Genomic DNA, 26175 nt, shown 5'->3' with positions numbered 1-26175 from the left:
AAAGGAGTTGAGGTAATGAAACGAAACAAGACAGTATCCATACTTTTGATACTCTCCATGCTGGCAGCATGCTTTGCCTGCCCGGTTTTCGCCGCAGACGAGGCGCTCCCCGAGGTATCGGTGCGGGCAATTGGAGAGAAGGTTGAGTTCAGCGCAACCTTTCCGGACGGTTTGGAGGGGGATGCGGTCAACTACATGATCGTCACCAAGGATACCACACAGGAAATGTTAGACGGCAAGGAGGGGGATCTTCTCGCCCATATCAAAGCGCTGGATTCCGGCGTGCTGGATTCCTCAAAATCCATCACTGCCACAATCCGGCTGAGCGCTGCCGTGGAGACGGGCACCTATAAGCTGGTGCTCTCCTCCGTCAGTCTGCCTCAAGCGGTGATGAAAGAGTTTGACTTTGTTCAGCCCCAGGAGATCAAGGACGCTCTGAAGGCGGTCAACGATGCTCAGGTCACCGGAAATGATTACTCCGCAGTGGAGACTGCTGTTACTGAAAACGCATCCAGTCTGGGAATTGACTTGACGGATTTCAGTGCGTCTTCCTTCTCCGCTAAGAAAAACGATGTGCTCCGTCAAATCAAAAGCGTCACCTACGATCCGGAAAATTATAATGCTGAGATTGTGAAGCTGCAGGCTCTTTTCGGCGGTGCGATGATGCAGGGGTTGGTCGAGCTCTCCAGCTCCGTTTCCGAGATGGACAGCGCCGTTTCCGATTACAGGTTATATGTGAGCTTTGATCTGACAACATACGATCAGGCCAAGGAAAAGGGACTTTTGGACGGCATTTACAACAGTCTGAAGGGAAAGACCTTTGACGATACAGACGACTTTTATAATGAGCTGATGACTGCGGTGTTCTTTGCGGAATTTAATGCGGCCGGCTCCAAAAAAGCCATGCGGGATCTGTTTGAGGAATACAACGGCAAATACTTCACCATCACGATCCCCGCTAAGGTGAAATCCAAGGACGCTCTGTTTACCTATCTGTCCAAGAGAGACGATTACAAGGACGCAAAGGATCTGCAGAATGAGATCAACAAATATGCGGACAGTCTGGGCAGCGGAAGCGGCAGTAACGGTGGCAGCAGCGGCAGCGGAAGCAGACCGGGACCCGGTCCGGACGATATCGTGATCCGTCCGACGGCTACCCCGATGCCGACCAATACGCCCAACGATATCGGAAATGTTTTTCACGATCTGGACAGTGTGGCATGGGCCAAAGAGAGCATCCAAAAATTATATGACAATCAGGTGATTGCGGAAGATCCATCCAAGCGCTTCCGTCCGGAAGACAGTATCACAAGAGAAGAATTTGTGAAAATGCTGGTGGTATCTCTGGATATTCTGGATGAAAATGCACAGTGCAGCTTCGATGACGTCAGTGAAGCGGATTGGTTCTATCCCTATATTGCCTCCGCGGTTTCCAAAGGGGTTGTAAAAGGAGTCAGCGATACCAGCTTTGGCGTTGGACAAAATGTTACCAGGCAGGATATCGCCGCATTGGTATACCGCGCAGCGGAAAACCTTAATGTGGCATTGGAACAGAACAATCCGGAAAAAGATTTTTCCGATAAAGCGGACATCAGCGATTATGCTGTAGAAGCTATCCGGGCGATGACAAAAGCCGGTATTGTAAACGGCTATGAGGACAACACGTTCCAGCCGCATCACACGGCAACCCGTGCGGAAGCCGCAGTGATGATTGCAAAATTCGCATTTTAAAGAAGAACATGAAGAGGTAAACAATGGAAATAAAATTTGAAGGGGTAGAAGAGAACAAACAGCGGCGGTTGCGGCGGCTGTGGCAGAAACTCCATATAGAAGAAGGACTGAACCGGATTGTTTTTGAGCAGGGCAGCGGTTTTGCAGCAGAAAAAAACGGAAATGAAATCAAAGTAACCTATCAGAACGATACTGAGCTGTACCGCTCGCTTCTGCTGGCAGCGCAGCTGATTGCCGGCAAGAAAGACGACGTGATCCGCCAGGAGGAGCAGTTTGACACCAAGGGCGTCATGCTGGATATGTCCCGCGCAGGCGTGATGAAGGTGGAAAAGGTTAAGGAATACATCGAATATATGGCGCTGATGGGGCTCAATTCCCTGATGCTGTATATGGAGGATGTGTTCGAGGTGGATGGTCTGGAATACTTTGGATACATGCGGGGCAGATATTCCAAAAACGATTTGAAAGAAATCGATCAATACGGTCTAACGTATGGTGTGGAGGTGATTCCATGCATCCAGACGCTGGGACATTTTGAGCAGTATATCAAATGGACAGAGGGTGCAAAGTTATCCGACACGAACACCGTTGTTATGCCGGAAAAGGAAGAGACCTACGCTTTCCTGGATAACATCATCCGTACGGTTTCCGAGTGCTTCACCACCCGTAAAATCCATATCGGAATGGACGAGGCCTGGGGCTTGGGAACCGGAAATTATCTAAAGCAGAAGGGCTATAAAAACGGTACGGAAATTTTCTGCGCTCATATCAAAGCGGTGAAGCAAATCACCGACAAGTACCATTTAAAGCCCATGATATGGAGCGATATGTATTTCCGTCTGGGATCCAAGACAGGGGATTACTATGATAAGGAAACTCAGATTCCAGCCTATGTGAAGGAACTGCTGCCGGAGAATGTGCGGCTCACTTACTGGGACTACTACCATCATGACGAGGAAACCTACCGGTTTATGATTGAGAAGCATAAAGAGATTACGGAAAATCTGGTTTTTGCGGGCGGTATCTGGCAGTGGACCGGCTTCCTGCCGGATTATGACCACACCTTCAAAGCGACCAATGCAGGTCTGAAGGTGTGCAAAGAGGAAGGCGTTCGGGATGTCTACGCCACCATCTGGGGAGACGACGGCTGTGAGACGGATCAGATGTTCAGTTTGGTGGGATGCGTGCTGTACGGCGAGCATTCCTATCAAAAAGAAATCGATATGGAAGCGTTGAACATGAAGCTCCAGATTCTGTTTCAGGCGGATAGAAAGGCTTTCCTTGCTATGAGCAAGGCGCTGTATCCGGTGGGGGAAAGAACCCTGTCCGTGAAGCAGATCATTTACAGCGATCCCCTGTGCGGCTTGCTGGATGATGATATCAAGGAAAAAGCGCTGGTTTCCCACTACCGGGAACTGGAGGAAACCTACCGGAAGCTTTCCGGGCAGGAAGGCTATTACAGCGAATACTTCGCTTATACAGCGGCAGTTTGCAGAGCCGCCGCCGGAAAGATAGAAGCTTCGCAGAAACTGCATGACGGATACAGGACAGGCAGCAAAGAAATTCTCCGGGAAGTGAAAGACAAGCTGCTTCCGGCCCTCCGGCAGGACTATGAAGCATTGAAGCTTCTGCACTATAAAATATGGCATCAGACTTGCCGTCCCTTTGGTTTTGAGGTGGTTGACGGGCGCTACGGCGCTACCGTGAACCGTCTGAAGACGGCGGAGCTCCGCTTGGAGGCTTATCTGAGCGGAGAGACCGCAAGGCTGGAAGAATTGGAAGAAAAGAGACTTCCTTTTAATGGAAAGCACAGCATCTCCCATTTCTATGCGGGAATGGCTTCCGCTTACATGATAAGAGGATATTAACAAGGAGGAATGTAGCGATGAAAAAGATAATAGCAGCCGCACTGGCAGCGGTAATGGCGGCGTCCTGCCTGGCAGGATGCGGCAGCAGCGATAACAGCACAACCGGGACAAACAGCAATGTAAAACTGGGAGACACCGGCGGACTGCAGCTTCCGTTGGATACCAAGAACACAGAACTGCGGTTTTTGGTGTGCTCCTCAAAGGAAAACATGAACGACAGCTATGTTCTGCAGAAACTGCGGGAAGTGACAGGAATCAATGTACAGCTGATGGTATTCCCCAGCTCCACCATTGCGGAGAAACGCAAGGTGATGGTTGCGTCCAAGGATATCCCGGATATTATGGGATCCTCCTTTGCAACCATGGACGAGATCAATGACTTGGGGGTGCAGGGCGCGTTCGCTCCGGTGAACGACTACATCGACGTGATGCCCAACTTTAAGAAAATCTTCGTGGACGATCCGGAAAACAACTGGGTCTTCAAATCCTATCAGGCGTCCGACGGAAAACTGTACGGGCTGCCCTGGTACGAAGTACAGAGGGACGTCAATCACGGGATTCTGTACCGGAAGGACATTTTTGACAAATTGAATATTCCGATGTGGAACAGTCCGGATGAGTTCTATCAGGCGCTGAAAACACTCAAGAGCGCGTATCCGGGCGTAGCGCCCTTCACATCGAAGAACAAGGACAACCTGTTCAACCAGCTGTCCATCAGCTGGGGTTTGATAGCATACAAACCATACTATGACGAGGCGGCGAAGGAATGGAAATATTCCGACACCGACCCGCAGATGAAGAATATGCTGGATTATATGGCGAAGCTTTATAAGGAAGGGCTTCTGGATCCGGAATTCCTGACGCTGACGGAAGCGGCTTGGACGTCCAAAATGACCCAGCCGGATAAGGCGTTTGTGACCTTTGACTGGATCGGACGTCTGGACACCTTCAAGGAGCAGACGAAGGGAACCTATCCGGAATACGATCTGCGGTATGGCAACCCGATCGGACCGAAGCAGACGATCAAAAAGCTTTCCAAAGTATTCGCGTCCTCGACCATAGCAAACAACAAAAATACGGAACTGTCCATGAAACTGAACGATTTTCTGCTGAGCCCTGCGGGAGCGGAGCTGATCACGATGGGTGTGGAAGGGGAGACCTACACGCTGGACGAAAAGGGAATGGCAGTGTACACAGCGTTTGACGCGGGCAAGAAGGTGGAGATCGGAGAACTGGAAGAGAAATACGGAATGTTCCTGGAAGGAATGTACCGCCGGTTTGACAAGAGAAGTACCTACTTCAACTTCTCGGAGAAGGAACAGGAAGCGCAGGATAAAGTGCTCAAGGAGAACATGAGCGAACCGGAGGATCCGATCCTGGCCTTCACGACAGAGGAAAAGGACGCGCTGAGCGGAAAAGAAGTGAAGCTGAAAACGGCGGCGCAGGAATTTTTTGCGAAGTATGTTCTGGGACAGGAGACTGGAGATGCAGCGTGGAATGCGTGGGTGGAGAAAGCAAACAACCTGGGCGCCCAGGATATTGTGAAGATCTATAACGACGCCCAGAAGAGATACGATTCCGCGCAGTAAACAGGCATAGCCGTATATTGCGGAAGAAAGGAAGACGCACAGCTTTGCGCACAACCGGAGCAGCAGCTCCGTCATGTAATTTTTCCGCGGCGGATGATAACGCCGCGGAAAAATGAAGTGGATCCCGCCGCCTATAAGGTGCGGGACATCTTCATTTCGTTCAATAAGGGCTTGTCCCGTCATTCAACGAGGGCAAGGGCACTGCTTGTCAGTGCCGCAGTTATATTTTATCCTAGATACCACAAAGGCGCTTCATCCACGCCTTTGCGATGTTCCGTTCGCAGGGCGGAGGTCAATAAGAAAAAAACATTCCGCCTGAAGCTGACAGGAGAAGAGACAGCATGAAGCATACTTTATTCTGATTGGAAGGATTGGTTTGCCGCTGTGCAGAATGAAACGAGAAAGAATAAAAACTGCATAGAAAAAGGCGAAAATGACAGTTCAAATTTTGTCAAAAAAGTTGTATAATAATGATGTAAAATTGTTCAAACTGTCTAAAAATCAAAGCTTCAATCAAAAAATTTAAAAATGTAAGATTTGAAAAGGGAGGTTTGTTCATGAAAAGAACAATAGGCTTCATCACGATCGTTGCAATGCTGTTTACAATGTTCCCTGCATTTGGTGTTACAGCGGTGGTACCGGCGCCGGGGGAAAAGGTTTCTATCACAGTTCCCAACGGCGATTTTGAACAGAGCAAGGCCGTTGACATTACTCAGAAAACCTATACGGATCCTATTTCGGGATGGGATGTGGAATACCGTGCCTATGTCAATAGCAAAGAGACAAATCCTGTAGCTGGGGACAAGCTGTTTCACCAGGTAATAAACGGCGGTTCCGGGAACAACTCAAATGTAGCTCATATTTATGATAATTGTGACACAAACACCAGCTTAGGAGATTACAGATATGGGCAGATTATTTTGGCTACGGAATATCTCAATTTGCCGGCTTTTGGCAAATCAACCTCAGTGGATTACGAAGTCGACTTTGATTACATTGCGCCGGGATATGATGGAAGCGGCGGGCAGGATCTATATTTCAAAGGGAATGCTCGTATGTGGGCTGGGATCATTTTTTACAATGATGCTAATCAGTACTATAATGACAAGAATAGTGCATGGACGGCGCTGCCCTCGGCTTCCGCGGTTTGTCCTCTGAATGCACAGTGGAATGACGGCGCTAGAAATATATACGAGTGGAAAAACGACGGAAAGGAATATCCGATTCAATCCGGAAAATGGGGAGCCGTTAATCTTCCAAAAACTGCGCCGGTGGGAGCAACCAAAGCGAAAATCTTTTTCGTCGCGGGTAGCAATCCTAAATACGATTTCGCAGTCGATAATGTAAAAATGTCCTATATTCAGCCGGACATTGAAGTATCAGGCGCTTCTGTCACAAACGGTGACTTCGAGGCGGACGTTCCGGCGAAAAACGGAACAATCACCGGATGGACATATGCGGTTAATGCAGGCGCTGCGTTAAACGACACTGATCTGTACTATGAAATCAAAGCGGACGAGGGCGATCAAAGCTTGTACATTCATGATAACAGTGCAACCTATGCTTTGGGCGTTATCTCAAATAAGATAACCGTTGTCCCGGGCAACCGGTATCAGTTTACATACAGCTATAAGGCAAGCCGGGGCATCCCGACATCGGTCAACTTCTATAATGCAGAAGGAAATGTGTATGACTTTGCAACACAGGAATGGCTGAATCCCAATGAGGGAGATCACTATGGAATGCCGAATGGCATTGCGGCGAACAAAGTGCTGAATGACGGGGGAAAATCCACCTATACAACTCTCAGCACCGAGAATTATACCGCTCCAAAGGATGCGGTCAGTGTTGCAATCGCTTTCTACGGCACTTCCGCAAGAAATAACTACCTGATTCATGTTGATGATGTAACCATTGCGGAAACACCGATGGCAGCTGATATCACAGCGCCTTCCGATGTTGCCGATCCACAGATTAAAGCGGGGAACGCAAAGATTGACATTAGCTTCACCGAACCGAGTGATGCGGACTATACCATGACCAAGCTGTATGTGGACAATGTGATGACCGCCATTCTGAAAAAAGGCACCACGGCATACACACTCAGCGATTTGACTAACAATCAGGCTTATGAAATCAAACTGGTATCCTATGATTCCTCCAACAACGGTTCTGTGGGAATCATTCAGACAGTTACACCGAAAGCGCCGGATGTAAACAGCGCACCTACCGTTCCATCACCCATTGGAAGCAAAACCATCTGGGCAGATGAAAGAATCGAGCTGGATCTGTCAACCTATTTCACGGATGTGGATGAGGACGTCATGACCTTCCGCGCAGATAAGGGAACCGTGTCCGGTTCTTCCTATACCTATCTGCCGAGTGCGGAAGACATTGCAGCAAAGGCTGCTGTCCTCAACATCACGGCGGACGATGGCTTGGGTGGTGTCACCACTGACACAATTCAGGTAACCATCAAGGAAGTACCAAACGAAAAACCGGCGGATACAGATACCGTAGGTTATTTAAATGTGAAAAACCCTGGCTTTGAGAGAACTGCAGCAGGTACAAAAAACACCAATCTGGTAGGCTGGACGCCGCAGTTCTCCATCGAAGCAAATCAGTATTATGACGACAGCAAGTATTTTGACATTCTGACGGACGATGAGAGAAAAGCGGCGGACGGCGACGCGGGAAATGTGCTTCATATCTATAAAAATGATGGGAATGAAGGCTTGTTCCTGGGCAGCGATCTGATTGAAACACCGGAGTATAACACCAATTCCAAAACTGCGTATACCCTTTCTTTTGATTATAATACAACAGGTGTTTTAGGGATGTCTTTCGCATTTTATAATGCGGATAAACAGCTTTGGACGGGTACGGCATGGGGAAGCGCCGGGACATGGAACAACGACCATCAGAAAAATGATGCGAATGGAGTGAACTGTAGAGGCGTTTTCAGAGGCGATACAAATCCCGCACCCGAAAAAAATACCTGGTCTCATTTTGAACATACCAGAACCGCTCCGGCTGGAACAAAATATGTTCGCGTATTTATACTGGCGCATTACAATTGGGGAGGTTACAATTTTAAAGCCGACAATGTGAAAGTATCCTATGCCATTGAAAAGAAAAATCTGACGGTGACAAGCACCGGAAACGGAACGGTTACTCCCTCTGGAACTACTTCTGTCATCAAAGGCAGCCAGCAGACTATCACGGCAGTTCCGGCGGACGGCTGGGAAATCAGTAAAATTACCGTGAACAGTGTAGAACAGCCGATCAAGGAGAACTTCTCCGTGACGGTTGACGCGGATACCACCGTGGAGGTGACCTTTGCGGAACTTCCGGAGACACCGCCGACGATCAATACCTTTGACAAAACCTATGTTCCTGATGACAAGACGAACAGCGTCACCTTCGGAACAGTTGCAGAGGGAAGCAAGACAACCGTGAAGGAATACGGCATCGTTTATTCCGCAACCGACAGTGCGGATCCTCAGATTGGAAAAGAGAACTGTTATAAGCTGAAGGCAGAAAAGGCGCTCAGCGCCAACGGCCATTACGGGATAGAGATCAAAGGTGATCTTCTGCTGAATACCACTTACTATACAAGAACCTATGTGATCTACCAGGCAGCGGATGGAACAGAAAAAACAGTATACGGCGAGATTAAAACAATCAGCTTGCAGTAGTAATTGCAAAAAGCACGGCATTTTTGAAATGCCGTGCTTTTTCACACAATTTTTGACGGATACGTCTAAGCTGTCTCAAGCATCGTGACGTCCTTCCTGCGGTAAATCCCCAGAAGCAGTCCCAGCATTGCCATATTGACAAGATAGCTGCTTCCGCCAAAGGAGAGGAAGGGCAGTGAAATGCTTATGATGGGAAGGAGGTTCAGAGATATCATCAGGTTGATGAGTACCTGTAAAGAGAAAACGGCACAGATACTGAAGCTGAGAACTCTGCCATAGGATTCCCGGATTTTCAGGCAGGTTCGGGTCAGCTGTACAATCGTGATCAGCAGAATTCCCATAACGGCAGCACCGGCCAGCCAGCCGAATCTTCCGATGACAAAATCCAGAACAAAATCTGTTGAAAGGCCGGGAATCATAGGGACAGCAGCTCCCCCTGTGCCGATAGGAGCCGTCAGCTTCCCGCTGTCACCGATCCAATTTGACTGTTGGAGAAGCATGCGGATCTGATAGTTGACCCATCCGCCTCCCTCCATGTCCTGTTCCGGGTGCAGGAAGGCGGTGAGGCGTTCCAGCCGGTAGGGCTCTGTCAGGAAGAACAGCAGTGCGGCCGCGCAGAGCAGAAAGACTCCTCCAATCAGAAAATAAAGTGTTTTTCTGCGGCTTCCTCTGTATTCCGGACAGGTAATCCATACAGCAAGAATGGCATAAAATCCGGCGGCCATCAGCAATGCTCCTGCCATACTCGGTATTTGCAGCATCAGAAAGAACGGCAGCAAGGGAAGGCAGATTACAACCGCGAACCCTTTTGCATTCCCTGTGCAGAAACGCTTCACGATTCCTGCATAGAACACCAGATTAAAAAGTAAAAGAAGAAGGGATGGCTGGAAGGTAACGCCGGAAACGTGCAGAAAGCTCCTTCCATATGTACTGTCGCCGCACAAATGAAACAGGATGGCAAACAGTGCATTGACGGCGAGAAAACCGGGAAGGGAGAGACGGTACAGCAGTCTGTAATTGAAGAAGTAGAGACTGAACAGACAGCCGGCTCCCAGCACAAAATAAACGATTTGTTTGACATAGTTTAGGGTATCGGGAAAGGTGCGGCCGTGAAAAAACTGAATGACGATTCCTGCCGCCGCCAAAATGCCGATGAGAAAGAATAACGACAGGGCACACCGCGGACGGTGAACACGGTTCAGCGCGTCACCGACCGAGCAGGGATCGCCCATCTGCTGCACAGCCTTAGAGCAGGCTTCCTCCTCCGGCATTCCAGATTCCATGAGCGCATTTTTGCTTTCTTCTATATGATCCTGTATTTCCAGGGAAATATTTTGTCGGATTTTCTTGTATTGAATCCGTTCCAAAACTTGCTGTATAAAATGATTTACGGCGTCATTCACAGAATTTTCCCCCTTTTCAGAACCTTGCTCACCGCGCCGGAATAGGTGTTCCATTCCTTCTTTTTTTCACAGAGCAATTTTTTGCCCGCGGATGTGATGCGGTAATATTTCCGCTTGCGTGCCGAGGAAGTGTCCTCCCAGTAAGCATCAATCGTCCCATTGTTTTCAAGCGTGTGCAGAATGGGATAAAGCGTGCCCTCTTTTAGGGTAAAAATGCCCTCTGAGCGCAGTTCCAGTTCCCTCACCATCTGATACCCGTACATGTCTCCAGTCTCCAGTAAGCGCAAGATAAGCATGGTGGTGCTGCCCTTCAGCAGTTCCTTGTCAACAGCCATATCAATACCTCCGATTAAAATACATTGTATATCTAGGTATAATATAGCACAGCTTTTTTTGCCTGTCAAGAAGAAATTGTGATTTTGGAAAAGGTATGGTATTATATACACAAGGAACAACGTGTAAAGTGCATTTTTCACAATCTCTTTGTTCGATATAGAAAAGAGATTCCTCGTACCTCGGAATGACAGCTGAGTATACAGTTGACAGCAAAATAGATTGGACTGCTGAGACGGCGAACCGCAGCTATGTTTTCCGCTTTTCCTGTCTGCTGATATCCTTTGTCCTTCTGTATGAGGGAAAAGAAAAAATGAAAGGAACCGATGAATTGAAATGTCAATAAAAGATTGGATAAAGCGGAAATATTATGGTTTTAAATACCGCCCTGGACGCGAAACAGCTGGAGCAACCGCTGTTTTTGTAGCAGATGACAAAGGAAAAAATGATTTTTATGAGAAAGCGGAGCAGATAGCAAAAGAGTTGGAACCTTGTGAGAAAAGCATTTCTCAGCTATTCGCATATTTAAAAGCGGAATATCAGGCGGAACCTTCTGAACTGAGTGAAAAGCGAGCGGAAATGGTAAAAGCGCAGATCATTTTAAATATTTATCCGGAGCTTTTATCCACTCCGGAAAAAAAGCTTCCTGAAAAAGCTTCCCGGAAGGAGTTTTTGGCGTGGTCGGAAAACAATGATATCCGATGGCAGGAAGCGCTTGCTTATCCGTTTGAAAAGCTTGGTTTCGTGATTCGATGCTGTGTGTTTCAGAGAACGCTTGCCAGCGGAAAGCAAGTGAATTTTCGGGTGACCGCGGAAGAAAAATCCGGTTTTTTCATCACGGACACAGAGCCTTGCACGGAATTGAGCGAAGCGGAAAATACAGAGATAAAAACGATCCTTGACGAAATGGTGATATATAAGGGAGTATCTCAATCGGATATTGAAAAAAGAACTCCGCGTTTTCTTGCATATGCCGCTGTCCTGATGGAACGGGAAAAGAGAAAATCTTAAGTTCTGTTTCGTCTGGTAAGCGGATAGAAAAGGGGGGAAGTGCGGAGGACGGAAGAAATAGCGCAAAGGGCAAAGAACAATGCGCATTGCACGCTGTTCTATGCGCTGAAATGCGGGCGGATGATATCCGCCCCTACGGCGGGAGGGGATGGAACCCCTTCCCTACAACGGCATCGCCGGATTATCCATCGTAGGGGCGAATTGAATTCGCCCGCTGTATAGTAAAAAATAGGTATCATTTATACCTCATAAACATGAACGCAGGTTTTCATGAAAAAAGATTTTTCAATTTTATATGCTTTTCCCTTCGGAAACAGCTCGTCAATCACCATCTGAATTTCCTCCTTGGTCACGCCGTACCGTTTTTTGGAGTTGATATTGATGTGGATGCCCATTTCCTTTTTATTCTTTCGTTTGGGCTCCAAGCCTTTTACGACGGTCAGATGTTCGTATTCATAAAAGTGGTAATCCTGGCCGCCTTTCTTTTCAAGTTCTTTTAAGATGAGAGATTTTTTATTCATTTTCACTTCTTTTAAAAGCATTCTGATTGCCTCCTGTATTTTGATAGATGATAAAATCTTTGGGAAAAGGATTGATTTATCCCTTTGCAAGCCCCTTCTGAATGTTGCGCAGATATTTTAAAGAGGAGTATTCCTTCTGCATACAGAGACGGATATACGTCTCGCTCAGATGGGAAAGCTCCTTTTTCAGTTCGTTGTTCAGGCTGTAGGCGAACAGCTTTTGATCCTCCTGCGTCAGAATATGCTCCAGCGTTTTCACTGCTCCGGGGGAGATTTTCAAGGTGGTTCCGCCCGGATTGCAGCCGCCGCAGTATCCTATGCCCTCATCCAAGTCAATCCATTCAACCTTCTCGCCGCCGCAGGCCTCACAGCTGTCCAGCATCAAGGCAAAGCCGGAGAGAAAGATGGAACGCAGGTCAAAGGTGATTTTGATCAGCTCCGGATCCTTCTGGGTTTCCGACAGCAGATAGAAGGTGTTCAGCAGCAGCTTTAACAGCTCCGGATAGGGTTCTTCCTCCAGAAACAGATCGTTGGACAGGGCCATAAAGTAACCGGCATAAGAGCATTTTTCCAGATCGGTGGCGATTTTTCGGAAGTCTACCACCTTTTGGGAGGAGGTGATGATGTACATGTCGTTGTGCTTGGAAAGCTCCAGCTCCAGAAAACAGAAAAGCGCAAGCCCCTTGGCAAGCTTGGAGTTGGGGGTTTTCACCCCTCTTGCGATACAGCTGATTTTTCCAAGCCGGTCGGTGGCAATGGTATATATCCTGTCGTTTTCCTTGTATTCCACTTGTTTTAAAATGATGCCGCGAACTTCCATAAAAGCTTCTCCTCAGTTATTCTATTCTTTTATTCTAACGTTTTTTTGCCGGTTTGACAAGGGGAAAACGCAGAAATTTGATCAGCGGGATTCCTTATGTTCATTCCGAAATGCCTCCAGATTCAGCATTTGAATAAAACGTCTGGCGCATATGCTGAGGGACACGTCCTTTAAGAAGCAAAGTCCAATCTGTCGCTTTGGGACGTTCCGTGTCAAAGGAATCTCAACCAATTCCCCGCTTTGAAGAGACTCAAGGGCAAATTCCCTTATGACACAGGAGACGCCAAGCCCGATTTTGGCGAATTCGATGAGCAGATCGTGGGAGCCAAGCTCAATTTCCGGTTCCAGCTGAATCCCTTGATCTTCAAACCAGCGGTTTACATACTGACGGGAGACGGAAATATCCTCCAGCATGATAAGAGGCATACGGGATAATTCCAGCGGGGTGAGCGGTGTTTTTGCCGAATAGCTCTGTCCGGCAATAAAAATATCCTCCACTTCAAGAACCTCTATCACCTCAATCCCTTCCTCTGACACAGGAAGGTTAACAAACGCCAAGTCCGCCAGCCCGGATTTCAGAAGAGCCAGAGCCTGATTGCTGGTGCGGTTTGTCACTTTGATTTTAATATCGGGATACAAGGTGTGAAAGCGCTCCAGGTGGGGCAGCAGGTAATGCCGTGAGATAGTGTCTCCCGAGCTGATTTTCAGCTCGCCGTCCTGAAGGCTGTTCATCCGCTCCAACCTCTCCTCGCCGGCGGAGATCAATTGCAGAGCGGACGAAATGTGTTCATAAAGAATTTTGCCCTCCCCGGTGAGAACCGCGCCTTTCTTTGTTCGGGTAAACAGCTTGGTTTTCAGCTGAATCTCCAGATGGCCTACGGCCTGGCTCACTGCCGGCTGAGTGATAAACAGCTCTTTGGCGGCGCCGGAAAAGCTACCCTGCCGCACGATGGAACGGAAGATTTTATAGTATTCCAAATTTACATTCATCTATAATCACACCTTATGATAATTATAAGAAATAGTAACTTTACTTATATATAAAAATATGATACTATAAAAACGCTGAGAATGCAACAACAGAAATGAACGAAAAATAGAAATATGAGGTGTGAATGATGGCAAGAACAGTCGGTACAGTCAGCAGGGGCGTGCGTGCTCCCATTATCCGTCAGGGCGACAACTTGGCAGACATCGTTGTGGAATCCGTTTTGCAGGCGTCCGAAGAATCCAATTTTGAAATACAGGACAGGGATGTTATCGGCATCACCGAAGCGGTTGTGGCAAGAGCCCAGGGCAACTATGCAACCATTGACCAGATTGCGGAGGATGTGAAACAGAAATTCGGCTCCGATACGATTGGGATTCTTTTTCCGATCCTGAGCAGAAATCGTTTTTCCATCTGCCTGAAAGGGATGGCAAAGGGCGTCAAAAAAGTGATTCTGATGCTTTCCTATCCCTCTGACGAGGTTGGAAACCATCTAGTGGATCTGGATAAGCTGGACGAAAAGGGAATCAATCCCTGGAGTGATGTGCTGACCGAAAAGCAGTACCGCGAGCTGTTCGGCTATGAGAAGCATACGTTTACCGGCGTGGACTATGTGGAATACTACACCTCCTTGATTCGGGAAATGGGCGCTGAGGTGGAAGTAATTTTCGCCAATGACCCCAAAACCATTCTGCGGTATACCAAGTATGTGCTGACCTGTGATATTCATACCCGCCAGCGTACCAAACGCATTTTAAAAGCGGCGGGTGCGGAAGTGGTGCTGGGCATGGATGATATTCTCACCAGTCCGGTTTCCGGCAGCGGCTGCAATGAAAACTACGGCCTGCTGGGTTCCAACAAGGCAACCGAGGAGACGGTCAAGCTGTTCCCCAGGGAATGCAAAGACTTTGTGTTAAACGTTCAGAAGCAGATGCTGGATAAAACCGGAAAGCATGTGGAAGTGATGGTTTACGGCGACGGCGCTTTCAAAGATCCGGTCGGAAAGATTTGGGAACTAGCGGATCCGGTGGTTTCCCCCGGCTATACCGACGGTTTGGAAGGGACGCCCAACGAGGTAAAGCTGAAATATCTGGCGGATAACGATTTTGCCGATCTGAGCGGAGAGGCTTTGAAAAATGCCATTTCCGATTATATCAAGAAAAAGGATGATGATCTGAAGGGCAAGATGGCCTCCCAGGGGACAACACCCAGACGGCTGACCGACCTGATCGGATCCCTCTGTGACCTGACCTCCGGCTCCGGTGATAAGGGAACCCCAATCATCTATATCCAGGGATATTTTGACAACTACACCAACTGAGCAACTTTTTAGAAAGAACGGTGAGGATAATGGTACTGGTAAACACAGATTATATCTCGGGGAAGAGCTTTGAAATGCTGGGACTGGTTAAGGGAAGCACCATCCAGTCCAAAAATATCGGCCGCGATATCACACAGAGCTTTAAGACAATTGTCGGCGGTGAGCTGAAGGCTTATAATGCGATGATGAATGACGCGCGGGAACTGGCCACCAAAAGGATGGTTGAGGAAGCGGAAGCGATGGGGGCCGATGCGGTTGTGAATATCCGCTATGCCTCCTCGGCTGTCATGCAGGGTGCGGCGGAAGTGATTGCTTACGGTACGGCGGTTAAATTTGTGTAGTGTGGATGACGCTTCACACAAAGATTTGATTTTCCTGTTCGGAATGCCTTTGGAAAGCACATGTGCTTTCCAAAGGCATTCTTTTTTTATTGAAGTTCTTGGGGTGAACAGAGGAAAATAGTAAGAAAATATTGACAATGTAGCAAGATTTCAGTATGATGAAGCTGAAAACAGCGGATAGAAAACAATAGGGGCATTTTGTAAAGAAAGAGGGGAATTTCAATGAAAAAGACAGCGATATGGATTGTGATATGTGTTTGTATGATATTGTTTCCTGGTTATGCAGAGGAGAAAGGCTATGTCTCTGTGTCGGCGAGCGCAACTCACTGCCTTGCGGTAAGCAGTGACGGGACAGTCTGGGCATGGGGAGAAAACACATACGGACAGCTTGGATACGGCGGAAATGATCCGATGCAGAATCCCGTTATGGTAAGTAATCTTGAGAATGTGGTAAAAGCGGAGGCTGGAAATCATTATTCCATTGCACTGAAAGAGGATGGTACGGTCTGGGCATGGGGAGAAAATTATTATGGCACACTGGGGAATGGAACGTATGAGGATTGCTGGGAGCCTGTTCAAATAAATGACCTTTCTGATATTTCGGATATATCGGTCGCCGACAGTCACACGCTGGCTCTGCGGAAAGATGGAACCGTCTGGGCATGGGGAATCGGAAAAGAAGGCCAGCTGGGCATTAACCTGTTTCCTTTTCAATGCGCTTCCCCCGTACAGGTTCACTATCTTGAAAATGTGACTGCTATTTCCGCCAATGCGCAGAGTTCGATGGCGCTGAAAGAGGATGGAACCGTTTGGATTTGGGGCAGAGCGATCGAAGAACAGGAGGATGATTACAGAAGCAGGCTGCCTCGGATGGCGGAGGGAATGGATAAGTTTGATTTCATATCGCTTGGCGACGGCTATGCCGCGGCTTGGAGTAAGGCTGGAAATTTATCTGTTTGGGGGATGGAGCTGGAGAGAAATGGACTGGACCTCACTGGTTTGATATCGCCGGAAATGGAGGAAAATATTCTGAAAGTGGTTGCGGACAACGGTCAAATCACAGTGGTGGATAAGCAAAATGAAGTCTGGCGCTGTGTCCTTGACGGTCATGCAGCGTTTGTGAAAATTCGGGAGTTGGCAGGAACCATGGACATTGCATACAATGCAATCGGCTGCCTGGCACTGAAAAAAGACGGGACAATCGTGCAGTGGGACGGAAAGCATCTCACACAGCTTGAGAGGTCACAGCAAATTCCCGAAAAAAAGAAACAGCCTTCTGTCGTTGTCAGACCGCATGAATTTAATCTTTTGGAATTTTCCTATCCGGAGATATCCTGGCAGTATCACAAAAACGGAAATACGGATGAAATTATCTTCGAAAAAGGGCTTTATATCACGTCCGGGATGCAGGGCTTGAAAGTTTCGTCGGATCTCGAACAATGGAAAACGGTTGTTGACGAGCCGGTAACCGGTTTGGCATACAATGGTGAGACTTTTGTGGTTTTCAACACAAAAGGGCAGGTGCTGGCCTCCTCCGACGGTAAAAGTTGGGTGGAGTATGATGCGCCCTTGATGGGGGAAGTGCAGGATGTCATATGGGACGGAAAACGGTTTGCTGCGGTCGGAAGCGGGGTTGGAGGCTTGTTTTCCGGTGCAATGATGCAGTCGGCAGACGGGAAAAGCTGGACGGAGATTCCGTTTGAACATTCAATGCGTCTGGAGGGGATCGCTTACAATGGATCGGTTTATGTTGTCACCAGCTGGGATGGCGTATTCTATTCCGAAGATCTGGTAAACTGGAAATCCGCCGAATACAATCAATATTTTGCAACAGCTGGGAAGGTATCCTGGTTAAAGGATCGTTTCATTATATCCAGCGGCGGAAACACCAATATGTACTATTCATACGACGGAATAAGGTGGAAACGAATTATACAAAAATGGGATAATTGGATGCAGAACTGCGCTTATAACGGAAATATTTTCATGTCAGTTGGGCTGGATGCGACGATATATGTTTCAAAAGATGGATATTATTGGGACTGCAGGACAGAGTGGGGCGACACCGCCAATAGCTATTATGACGTAATCTGGACAGGGGAGAAGTTTGTCATATTGGGCAGGGACAGCATTCTGTCTTTCTCACCGAATGATATTATAAAGCTTTCGGTAAACGGGCGTTTTATCCCGATGGACAGTGCGCCTATCATTGAGAATGACCGAACGCTGGTTCCGGCAAGAGCGGTTTTTGAAGCTTTGCAAGCCCAGGTGTTCTGGGAGGATAAAACAAATACCGCTGTCATTCGGACGGATTTCAGCGAGATCCGGCTGCAGGCGGACAGCAGTACTGCAGTGGTGAACGGGGCTGCGGTTCCCATGGATGTCTCTGTCTGCCTGGTGTCCGATCGAATCTATCTTCCTGTCCGCTTTTTAGCGGAACAATTGGGAGGGAACGTTCAATGGGCGGAAGCAGAGAACACGATATATATTTCCATCCTACATTAGCGGGAAAATTCGCCATAAAACAAAAAGCGGTATTCTTCCAATGAGAAGAATACCGCTTTTCTATTGATTTGTGGTAGCTTTCTATTTCGGGAATCAAACACACCTACAGTTCAACTCCCGAATGCTTATTTCGCCCGGCATAGAAACAGTGCATTTGCCACCCTTCTTCCGTAACTGACCTCGGCAGTGAGCACACCGTCTCTGCGAAGGATCAGGGAAGCCGAGCCCCCGGCGTCAAAATTGACGGCGTCGGTACAGCCGAGATCCTTCATCAGATTTCCTTCCTCTGTGATATTAAAGCCTCTGGAGGCGGTGTCATCGCCGTCCAGGTATGCCAGAACCATAGTGCCGTCCGCGCGGATACCAAAGGAGATCCGGCAGTCTTTTTTTCCGGCGACAACCGTGGGTGCATACTGCTTCACATTGCCTCCGATCAGAGGCGTGTACATGGAGCCAAGAACGGTTCTGACGTTTTTGAAATTGCTGTCGGCTTCGTCAATCTGAAGATTTATTGTCAGAACATCGTCCTGTTTCAGACTTTGAAAGTGGTTCAGAATATCCGACGGGACGTCCTTCAGGGTAAGGATAACCTGGCTTTCGGACAGGGAGCCGTAATCGCGGGAGGATTCGAGCGCACGCAGGATGCGAAGACTGGATGTTTGGTTGATATTCAGCCGGCCGCCGTCCACTTCGCAGAGCAAACTGTTTTCCCCCAGCATATCCGCCGTGATATTTCCGGCATAGTGCCTTGTAAACATAGAGATACCGGAGAAGGAACCCTTGGAGAACTGCATTGGCCGGTTGATGGTTGCAACGTCATAGGCAGTACTGCCGACGCGGAGCTGTTTTATCAGCTTGGGGCCGCAGTTGTTGGAGGACTGGTTGAACTGAGTCAACGCCAGTTTGTTGTCCACCGTGATTCCCAGACCGTGGCGGGTGGGAACGCCCACGCCACTCTCCAGCTGGGAGCAGATAAGTTCGCCGTCGATCACCATCATACCTTGAGGCACGCCGTAGAGGGCGCTGTCCATATTGAAAAAGTCTGCGTTGACGCCTGCGATAACCTCATAGCCTCTGCTTTCCAGTTCGCGCGCCATCTCTATGACGGTTTGCCCACCAAGGACAGTATCCTGCGCCAGAAACGGAACGAGGACATAGCCGCTGTTGGGATCGAAGGATACATATTTCACCGACTGGTTCTCTCTGTCTAAAGTGAAGTTCAGCTCGCGGAAATCCACATGATCCGCCAGGGGGATACTGCTGTAGGAGGTAACGGTTCCGCCGGTGATGGAGGGTTTCCCGGGTACTTCCGGAACCGCTGAAACGGAAACGCCGTTTGAGAGCAGTCCTGATGGGCCAACCGATTTCACAGTGAAGTGGTATTCCGTTCCGTTGATTAATCCTTCCACGGTGAATGAGATGGTTCCCTTGTCTGCAGAAAGGATTTTTCCGCCGGGCTCACACATAATGGTGACACCTGCAAAGCCTTTCTCCTCCGCATTTTCCGGCTCGGTCCAGCTGAGAGTTACCGCTCCGTCGCCTGGGACAGCGGAAAGTCCGGTGACGTTGCCGGGCATTTCCGGTCGGCTGAACACAATTTCAGCGCTCTGTGACCACTTGGAATCGAATGCCGTGCTGTCTGCTGCCGCCTGAACCATCAAGGAGTAAGATCCGCTTTCAGGGGGCTGTAATATTTGCATTAATTCGTCTGGGGAAACGGAGAGGGTATCCGCCGGAAGGGAAAATTCTCCGGCGAAATTTTTCTGTCCCAGCGCTTTGACATGATAGCTGTCTGCACCGGAAACCGAGGTGATGCACAGTCCTTCCTCCGACACAGAAATCAGGGGAGTCTCCAGCTTGCGGTAAGAGGGGGAGACTGCCCAGGAAGAGCGCCTGCCCGAGGAGAGCGTCTGAACCTGGAACATGATATCGCCTCCCTCCGCGGCGTTTATAGAAGAGGTCACATCCAGTCTGGGCTCATCTGCGGCTGTGCCGGAGAGAACCGCCTGTCCGTTTATGAACAGGCTGAGACAGTAACCGGAAGCGAGGGGAACCGGATTCCAGGAAGCAATCAGCTTACCGTTCTCTTTTGACAGGAACAGCCCGGATGGCTTGGCAGGTTTGGAGGAGGAAGAGGAACCGGAGCTTCCTCCGGCACTTCCGGATCCGGTATGAACTGTACCGCCCGAAACGCCGGGGATAGGCGAAGGTGATGGGGAAACCGTTTCGGCGGGCGGATTTTCCTTGGTTATCCCCGATCGCATCATCCGCGCCAGAACGGAAAAGCATTCCGCCCGGGTAACTAGCTGGTTCGGACGGATCGTGCCATCGTCGTATCCATTGACCAGTCCTTTTTTCACCAAAGCTTGAATTGCTCCGCGGGCCCAGAAGGGGATTTCACCTTCATCCTTATAGTAGGGAAGGCTTGTATCCGAGGTGTCCAGCCGGTAAACTCTGGCCAGGACAGTCATCAGTTCAGAGCGGGTGACGGCGGCCTCGGGATTCCCGTGTCCGTTTGGATCGCCCTGCAGGTAACCTGCTTTTTTTGCGATCGCCATCTCGCCCGCGTACCAGGCTTCGTCAGAAACGTCGGGAAAGTTATCCGCCGCCGTTTCCTGGAATCCTGCTGTGCGGTTCACGAGTTTGGCCAATTCCGCACGAAGCAGTGAGTGCTCCGGCAAAACGCCTTCCGGGGTGCCTTCCACGATATTTTCTTCTATTAGATATTCAATGTCCTCTTTTGCCCAGTGACTGTCATAGTCAGCTGCGAAAGGAAAGACCATCTGGAAAAAGAGTAAAAAAAATGCTGCGGCAAGCGCAGTGCCTTTCCATAGATACATAGGAAATGAATTCTTCATAAATTACCTCCTTGTTGAAGGGGTTTATAGGTGTTTTTTTCGGGCGCAGGATTTTTCTGCGCCCGGAAAAACAGTGAAAAAAGGAGTTCCCCTGAAAAGGGGTTTCTTTGATTATTCCTGTGCTCTAAATCGCACAGGCAGCTGCGGGAGCGGTGGAAATGAATGGGGTTTCAACACTCCCGGGGCTGTATATACTAAAAATAGGAGAAAACAAAAATTAATATGCGCTGTACAACAGATAGATGATTTTTGCCGCTTCGCTTCTAGTCAGAAAATCTTTGGGGGCAAAATGCCCGCTGCCTTTTCCTTTGAGAAGGCCGGCTGCGCTTAAGAATTCCACTCCGTCCCTTGCATAGGGGGAAATGGAATCATAATCGCTGTAAACAGCAGTCTCACCGGTTTTCAATTCCAGAGAGGCGGCATTCACCGCATTGTAAGCGATAAAAGCCATATCTTCCCTTGTGATAAACGAATCGGGATGAAAATCACCGTTCAGTTCCTCTCCCAAAGCGCCGTGGTATTCCAGCGACGCGATATATGGATAGCTCCAGCTGCTGGCAAACACGTCTGCAAAGTTGCTGGTAGCGTCTGCCTCATACAGGTCAAGCGCATCCACAACCAGCTTCACGAACTCGGCTCTTGTAATACAGCGATCCGGTTCAAAGGCTGTGGGAGATATGCCGTTTATCAGCTTCAGGGAAGCCAGCTTATAGATATAGTCATAAGCCCAGTTGTTTTGAATGTCCGCAAAGGAGCATTTGTCCAGCTCAGCAAAATGATACTGGGTGCCTGTCTCGGTCAGAACGGGGGAGAAAGACTGGGAATCCAGATTTCCCACCGGAATGGTGACCTGTTTTGTGCAGCCCTCCCCGAAAGACAGCGTGGCGGACACGGAAGCGCCCGCATGGGGATCCAGAACGGCGAGCATATAACCGTTGACCGCGGCGGCGGCACTGTTGTCCGAATACCAGACACAACTGTTCAGGTTGGGCAGAGCAGCCTGTGAAGAGGCTGCCAGCTGCTGCCGCACATAGCGGTTTACCGCTTCACTGACGGTGTACATATACTGTTCCGCAGCGTCTGAGGATGCGTCCAGATAAGCCTCTATCTCACAAATGCCGGCGGTTCCGGAAAGACCCTCCAAACGAACTTTGATCTCTTTCACAGAACGGGGAGTTTGGAAGAGAATCTGCTTTTCTTCCCGTTGGAAATCGTCCTGATAGACAGCTTCCAGAGAAGAGGGGGACGTTCCGGCAAAGACGGAAATGCCGCCTATATTTTCCGGCTGAAAGAGGGTGAGAGCCAGTCTGTTCAATGGAGCTTCCTGCGGCAGGTGTAAAGTCAGTTCCGCCTCGGAACCATTGGTTTTCCACACTGTACCGCCGTTTCTGTCATGCGCGTTGGCGGACGGTGTCGCACTGTCCCCTCCGGTTGCGGAGGAGACGGCGGAAGCCGGGACAAGGTTTTGGTTTCCTTCGTTTCTTTTTGTTTTATAGTAAACCTCCATCTCGTCCAGATAGACGGTTCCGCTTATCTTCCGAAGCATCACCCGGACATACCGCGCATAGACCGCGTCAAACTGAATCACGGCTTTTCCGCGGTCTGTTCCTTTTTCCTCGATCCTTGCAAGGGTTTTATAGCTGTTTCCATCCTCGGAGTACTGTACTTCAAAGCTCTGTATTTTAAGGGATTGGGTGTATTCATAAATCTCCACTGTGTTGAAATACATATTTCTGCCCAGATCGATGCCAAACCAGTGAGCATCGCTCAGGGTAGAATTCAAGGAGAAATTCTCCTGGTTGTTGGAGATGAATTTTTCTCCGTCATTCAGGTAGCCCAAACGAGCGGAACTCTTTCCGGAAATCGCGCTTCCCTGGCGTGCCAGATTGGCAGAATCGTTTGGCTCGTTGTCCGGCTTGGGCGGCAGGGCGGAGGGGGAAAACACCTCAATTTCTGCAAAATAGATAACGCCCGGATTGGATGGATTCTGATAGGAAGTCGGGCGGAAGCGAATGTACCGCGCGGTCAGCGAAGGAGAGAAGGAAAGCTCCCGGCCCTCCCCGCCTATGCCGCCGTCCGTAACGTTCGCGGCAGCCTGCACATTCAGGGTAAAGGCTTCGTCGTCCGCTGTTTCAATCACGAAGCCTTCAATAGGTCTTGATGTTTTGCTGTATTCATAAACGGTCATGCCGGTAAGGGGGATTGCCTGGCCGAAGTCAAAGCCGATCCAGCGATCCTCTCCGATTCCGTTGAAAAAGGTAGTCTGGGATGATGTGGACACGTCCCCGCCCTTCGCGCCGTCATTGATATTGGCGGCGCCCGATGCGTTGGAGGATAAAACTCTGGCGTCCGCCGCCACATTCACGCCTTTCTGCGATTCGCCCGTCGGCGCATAGACCTCAATTTCACTGATAAAAACGGAGCCTGCCGACTTTACACTGTTTATCGTCAGCCGCAGATATTTCGCGGAGACGGGAGTATCAAAGTTCAGCGTTCTGCTTCCGTTTTTGCTGGCCGCAATCCCACTGTCGGATAACCTGCCCGTGATGTCGGTAAAACCTTCATCCGTAGCGGCTTCAAGGGTGAAGTCACCAATTCTGGTAGAGTATTCGTACACAACCACCTTTTCTATGGTCACTGTGTCCGAAAAGGAGTATCCGATGGAAGCGGGCACTGTCCTTGAAAATGCCGCCATCCCGCCTGAATAGGAAGCCGGGGCTCTTTCTCCGTCGTTGATGGCAGAGGGGGAGCTGAAGCTTTCCGAGGCAATCACAGCGGCGTCCGCCGCCAGGTTAATCTCCTCCGCTGATACCCGGAAGCAGTCCGAAGGGCATAGGGTGAGAAGGAGGAGTCCTGCAAGCAGGACGGCTGCCAGCCGTCTTGCCGGATGTATCTGATAAGTTTGGCACGGAGCCATGTGATCCCTTCCTTTCTTTTTTTGTCAGTCTGATAAAAAGGCAATCAGTTTAATGTAATGACAGATACGTCTCCGTATTCAGTTTTGGTTTCTCCGGAGTCCGTGTTTTTATAGATAACGTAAGCTCTTGTATAATAAGTTTTTCCGCTGAGCAGTTGGCCGACAAGCTCTACACCGAAATTTCCGTTTGCGCTGAGCGGTTCTTTTGCGGCAAGCTGCAAAGCTCCCTTTTCCAGAGTTGGATCGCTGTCGGTCATGGAGAAGAGTATCCCATAACCCTCAACGGTATAACCGTTTCCGTCAACTACCTTTCCGAAGGTTACACTTCCGGTTTGCCCTTCCTCATAGACAAAAGAATTGGCATAGGTTGTGATCTCCGGAGGGGCAGCCGTTTTTTCTTCAAAAGTGACGGCAATCACAGCGTCTCCAGTGATGGGATTGGTGGTATAGCTGCCGGAAACGCCCGGGACAGGAACTTCATTGAAGGTCAGCTCTGCAACCTGATACGCATTACTTGGCAGAAGCGAAACCGTAAAGGTGGTGCCTCCTTTGACATAGTTCGTGCCGGCAGGAGACGCCGTTCCATTTGCACCGGCTGTCACGGTCACGGTATATACCTTGTAATCCGACCGGTTTAGATTTGCAGATATTTCAGGAAACTGGTAAGTTCCGGCAGGGGCTGTGAAGGCGCTGCCCAGATCTGTGGCGGCGGATGCCAGCTCACTCAGCGTTTTGGGCAGTGTTCCGTCAACCGCATCGTCCTGCGCACTGGGGGAAAGATACAGACAGCCGGTGATGGCGATCTCGCCGGACCCGAAGACCGGATGGAAGGTTTGAGCGTCTCCGATTTTTCCGGTGTTGTAGCTGTTGTTGAGGGAAACACCGGTTTTTCCGCTTTGAACAGCCCCGATAATTCCGCCGGCGGTGCCGTCTGCGCTTATGTTGACAATGTCACCGTTGTTATAGCAGGATGCAACCGTTCTTGATGTCTGGGAATGATAGCCCACAATACCGCCCACATTGCCTGTGCCTCTAATATCTCCGCTGTTATAGCAGAATGACACATTGCCGTAATTCCATCCGACGATACCCGCGGTGCCGTTTCCGACGTTTGTGGCTGTGACGGCGCCCAGATTGGCACAGTTGGTGATCGCGGCTTTGGAGGTGGCTATGATTCCTCCTGCATTGACCGTCGCGTTTACAGAGCCCTTGTTGATCAGCTTGTTAAGTGTGATGTTGTGGGTTCCGTCAAAAATTCTCCCCGCAAATCCGCCAACTGCCTCATAGCCGGTGACATCCGCCTCGTTGACACAGTTTTCCAGCTTTGCGCCGGAAGAGGTTCCGCTGGGAGCCTTTCCGATAAAGCCGCCCACAAATTTTCCTCCGGTCACCGATCCGGTCAGCCGCAGATTGGAAATCTGTACGCCGCCGGACGCTTCGCTGAACAGTCCAACATTTTCCGGAATCACTTCCAATTCTTCCCCAACGTTCTGCGCCGGTTTATTGATATGAACACGGATGGTTTTCAAATTCGACGCGTCGGCCCCCGCGAGTTTGCCGGAGAAGGCAAAAGGTTCGTACTCGTCCGGCAGGGTGATGTCCGCGGTCACTTTGAAGCTCATGCCGGCAACTCTTTCATCACTCATGTTCATAAACTGCTGTGGGGTGGAGACAATAAAAGGATCTTCCTCGGTTCCCGTACCGCCGCCGAACAGAGCAATAACTTCCGGATCTAAGGCTTTTTCCTGTCCATAGATTTCCACCTCATTGTAAAAGGCATAGGATTGGCCTGTTGTTGTAACGGCTGTAATTTTAAGATACTGTGCCTCAACGGGACCGTCTGCAAATACTATGGTTTTCTCAGCAAGTGTAGCAGTGGCTGAATCATCCCATGTGACGGACGCTGTCGCCACTTCTTTTGTGTATGCGTTGTCCTCGGCCGCGACCACGGTGACCGATGTAAATCTGGCACCGGCAAACACGACGCTGGTGAGCAGCATGGATTTCCCTAAATCGAATTTCGTCTCACGGGAAACACCGTTACCCCCAACTCTGTAACTGTTGGTAGTAGAAGCGTTGGAACCAACATTTTTGGTTCCGTCATACATTTTTGAATTGGTGATGCCGCTGATTGTCGCGGAGGATACGATATTGGTAGCCTCCGCACCGGCAGGGATCCATAAAAGTTGAAAGCACAATAAAAATGTCAGAAGGAAAGCCAGAGATTTCGAAAAAGCACTTCGGTTCTCATAACATTTCATAATAGTTCCT

At 49.3% G+C, this 26175-nt stretch carries 16 protein-coding genes; 8 read left to right on the top strand and 8 right to left on the bottom strand.

Translation table 11 applies throughout. The features are described 5' to 3' along the window. Positions 1-15: 15 nt before the first annotated feature. The 4 genes from KQI32_RS02090 (at position 16) to KQI32_RS02075 (ending at position 8886) form a co-directional block, all read left to right on the top strand. Positions 16-1731: an S-layer homology domain-containing protein gene (locus KQI32_RS02090; RefSeq protein WP_216423746.1), complete on the top strand. Its 1716-nt coding sequence runs from the start codon at positions 16-18 to the stop codon at positions 1729-1731. A gap of 23 nt (positions 1732-1754) precedes the next feature. Continuing rightward, positions 1755-3599, top strand: a complete 1845-nt coding sequence (locus tag KQI32_RS02085) for a beta-N-acetylhexosaminidase (RefSeq protein ID WP_216423745.1) — start codon at positions 1755-1757, stop codon at positions 3597-3599. Positions 3600-3616: 17 nt separating this feature from the next. Continuing rightward, the gene (locus tag KQI32_RS02080; protein WP_216423744.1) at positions 3617-5188 is read left to right on the top strand and encodes a hypothetical protein; all 1572 of its coding nucleotides are present in this window, start codon (positions 3617-3619) and stop codon (positions 5186-5188) included. 557 nt (positions 5189-5745) lie between these two features. Further along, the gene (locus tag KQI32_RS02075; protein WP_216423743.1) at positions 5746-8886 is read left to right on the top strand and encodes a hypothetical protein; all 3141 of its coding nucleotides are present in this window, start codon (positions 5746-5748) and stop codon (positions 8884-8886) included. Positions 8887-8951: 65 nt separating this feature from the next. Here KQI32_RS02075 and KQI32_RS02070 read toward each other — a convergent pair whose 3' ends face one another. After that, positions 8952-10289, bottom strand: coding sequence for an FtsW/RodA/SpoVE family cell cycle protein (locus tag KQI32_RS02070; protein ID WP_177691867.1), 1338 nt, complete (start codon positions 10287-10289; stop codon positions 8952-8954). Then, on the bottom strand, positions 10286-10624 hold the full coding sequence (locus tag KQI32_RS02065; RefSeq protein WP_177691866.1) for a PadR family transcriptional regulator: 339 nt from the start codon (positions 10622-10624) through the stop codon (positions 10286-10288). The genes KQI32_RS02070 and KQI32_RS02065 overlap by 4 nt, the downstream gene beginning before the upstream one ends. 334 nt (positions 10625-10958) lie before the next feature. On the opposite strand from KQI32_RS02065, the gene KQI32_RS02060 reads away from it, so the two are divergent. After that, complete coding sequence (locus KQI32_RS02060; RefSeq protein ID WP_216423742.1) at positions 10959-11633, top strand: hypothetical protein; 675 nt, start codon at positions 10959-10961, stop codon at positions 11631-11633. Between the two features lie 239 nt (positions 11634-11872). On the opposite strand, the gene KQI32_RS02055 is transcribed toward KQI32_RS02060, so the two are convergent. The 3 genes from KQI32_RS02055 to KQI32_RS02045 form a co-directional block, all read right to left on the bottom strand. Then, complete coding sequence (locus KQI32_RS02055) at positions 11873-12175, bottom strand: hypothetical protein (protein WP_177691863.1); 303 nt, start codon at positions 12173-12175, stop codon at positions 11873-11875. A 55-nt stretch (positions 12176-12230) separates the two neighbouring features. Beyond that, entirely contained in the window at positions 12231-12974 is a 744-nt protein-coding gene (recO, locus tag KQI32_RS02050) for a DNA repair protein RecO (RefSeq protein ID WP_216423741.1), read from the bottom strand. Positions 12975-13055: 81 nt separating this feature from the next. Next, the gene (locus tag KQI32_RS02045) at positions 13056-13964 is read right to left on the bottom strand and encodes a LysR family transcriptional regulator (RefSeq protein WP_216423740.1); all 909 of its coding nucleotides are present in this window, start codon (positions 13962-13964) and stop codon (positions 13056-13058) included. A gap of 128 nt (positions 13965-14092) precedes the next feature. On the opposite strand from KQI32_RS02045, the gene KQI32_RS02040 reads away from it, so the two are divergent. The 3 genes from KQI32_RS02040 to KQI32_RS02030 all read left to right on the top strand — a co-directional run bounded on the left by KQI32_RS02040 (position 14093) and on the right by KQI32_RS02030 (position 18129). Further along, the gene (locus KQI32_RS02040; RefSeq protein WP_177691869.1) at positions 14093-15283 is read left to right on the top strand and encodes a coenzyme F420-0:L-glutamate ligase; all 1191 of its coding nucleotides are present in this window, start codon (positions 14093-14095) and stop codon (positions 15281-15283) included. Positions 15284-15312: 29 nt separating this feature from the next. Beyond that, the gene (locus KQI32_RS02035; protein ID WP_216423739.1) at positions 15313-15624 is read left to right on the top strand and encodes a YbjQ family protein; all 312 of its coding nucleotides are present in this window, start codon (positions 15313-15315) and stop codon (positions 15622-15624) included. 222 nt (positions 15625-15846) lie between these two features. After that, positions 15847-18129: a stalk domain-containing protein gene (locus KQI32_RS02030; protein WP_216423738.1), complete on the top strand. Its 2283-nt coding sequence runs from the start codon at positions 15847-15849 to the stop codon at positions 18127-18129. A gap of 125 nt (positions 18130-18254) precedes the next feature. On the opposite strand, the gene KQI32_RS02025 is transcribed toward KQI32_RS02030, so the two are convergent. The 3 genes from KQI32_RS02025 to KQI32_RS02015 form a co-directional block, all read right to left on the bottom strand. Next, positions 18255-20987, bottom strand: coding sequence for an S-layer homology domain-containing protein (locus KQI32_RS02025; protein ID WP_216423737.1), 2733 nt, complete (start codon positions 20985-20987; stop codon positions 18255-18257). Positions 20988-21204: 217 nt separating this feature from the next. Continuing rightward, on the bottom strand, positions 21205-23904 hold the full coding sequence (locus KQI32_RS02020; RefSeq protein ID WP_216423736.1) for a discoidin domain-containing protein: 2700 nt from the start codon (positions 23902-23904) through the stop codon (positions 21205-21207). A 44-nt stretch (positions 23905-23948) separates the two neighbouring features. Next, a complete protein-coding gene (locus KQI32_RS02015) occupies positions 23949-26165 on the bottom strand; it encodes a hypothetical protein (protein ID WP_216423735.1) in 2217 nt (738 codons plus the stop codon). Between the last annotated feature and the right edge of the window lie 10 nt (positions 26166-26175).

This window comes from Acetivibrio sp. MSJd-27, from assembly GCF_018918095.1.
GTDB lineage: Bacteria > Bacillota > Clostridia > UMGS1840 > HGM11507 > HGM11507.
The sequence above is the reverse complement of the archived record's forward strand: the minus strand, read 5'-3'. Positions and strand labels throughout refer to the sequence as shown.

What these genes read in the sequence shown, in the direction of transcription:
- KQI32_RS02025 (WP_216423737.1), bottom strand. Translation starts at nt 20,987, where the DNA reads ATGAAGAATTCATTTCCTATGTATCTATGGAAAGGCACTGCGCTTGCC.
- KQI32_RS02020 (WP_216423736.1), bottom strand. Translation starts at nt 23,904, where the DNA reads ATGGCTCCGTGCCAAACTTATCAGATACATCCGGCAAGACGGCTGGCA.
- KQI32_RS02045 (WP_216423740.1), bottom strand. Translation starts at nt 13,964, where the DNA reads ATGAATGTAAATTTGGAATACTATAAAATCTTCCGTTCCATCGTGCGG.
- KQI32_RS02055 (WP_177691863.1), bottom strand. Translation starts at nt 12,175, where the DNA reads ATGCTTTTAAAAGAAGTGAAAATGAATAAAAAATCTCTCATCTTAAAA.
- KQI32_RS02090 (WP_216423746.1), top strand. Translation starts at nt 16, where the DNA reads ATGAAACGAAACAAGACAGTATCCATACTTTTGATACTCTCCATGCTG.
- KQI32_RS02015 (WP_216423735.1), bottom strand. Translation starts at nt 26,165, where the DNA reads ATGAAATGTTATGAGAACCGAAGTGCTTTTTCGAAATCTCTGGCTTTC.
- KQI32_RS02085 (WP_216423745.1), top strand. Translation starts at nt 1,755, where the DNA reads ATGGAAATAAAATTTGAAGGGGTAGAAGAGAACAAACAGCGGCGGTTG.
- KQI32_RS02035 (WP_216423739.1), top strand. Translation starts at nt 15,313, where the DNA reads ATGGTACTGGTAAACACAGATTATATCTCGGGGAAGAGCTTTGAAATG.
- KQI32_RS02030 (WP_216423738.1), top strand. Translation starts at nt 15,847, where the DNA reads ATGAAAAAGACAGCGATATGGATTGTGATATGTGTTTGTATGATATTG.
- KQI32_RS02080 (WP_216423744.1), top strand. Translation starts at nt 3,617, where the DNA reads ATGAAAAAGATAATAGCAGCCGCACTGGCAGCGGTAATGGCGGCGTCC.
- KQI32_RS02040 (WP_177691869.1), top strand. Translation starts at nt 14,093, where the DNA reads ATGGCAAGAACAGTCGGTACAGTCAGCAGGGGCGTGCGTGCTCCCATT.
- recO (WP_216423741.1), bottom strand. Translation starts at nt 12,974, where the DNA reads ATGGAAGTTCGCGGCATCATTTTAAAACAAGTGGAATACAAGGAAAAC.
- KQI32_RS02065 (WP_177691866.1), bottom strand. Translation starts at nt 10,624, where the DNA reads ATGGCTGTTGACAAGGAACTGCTGAAGGGCAGCACCACCATGCTTATC.
- KQI32_RS02060 (WP_216423742.1), top strand. Translation starts at nt 10,959, where the DNA reads ATGTCAATAAAAGATTGGATAAAGCGGAAATATTATGGTTTTAAATAC.
- KQI32_RS02075 (WP_216423743.1), top strand. Translation starts at nt 5,746, where the DNA reads ATGAAAAGAACAATAGGCTTCATCACGATCGTTGCAATGCTGTTTACA.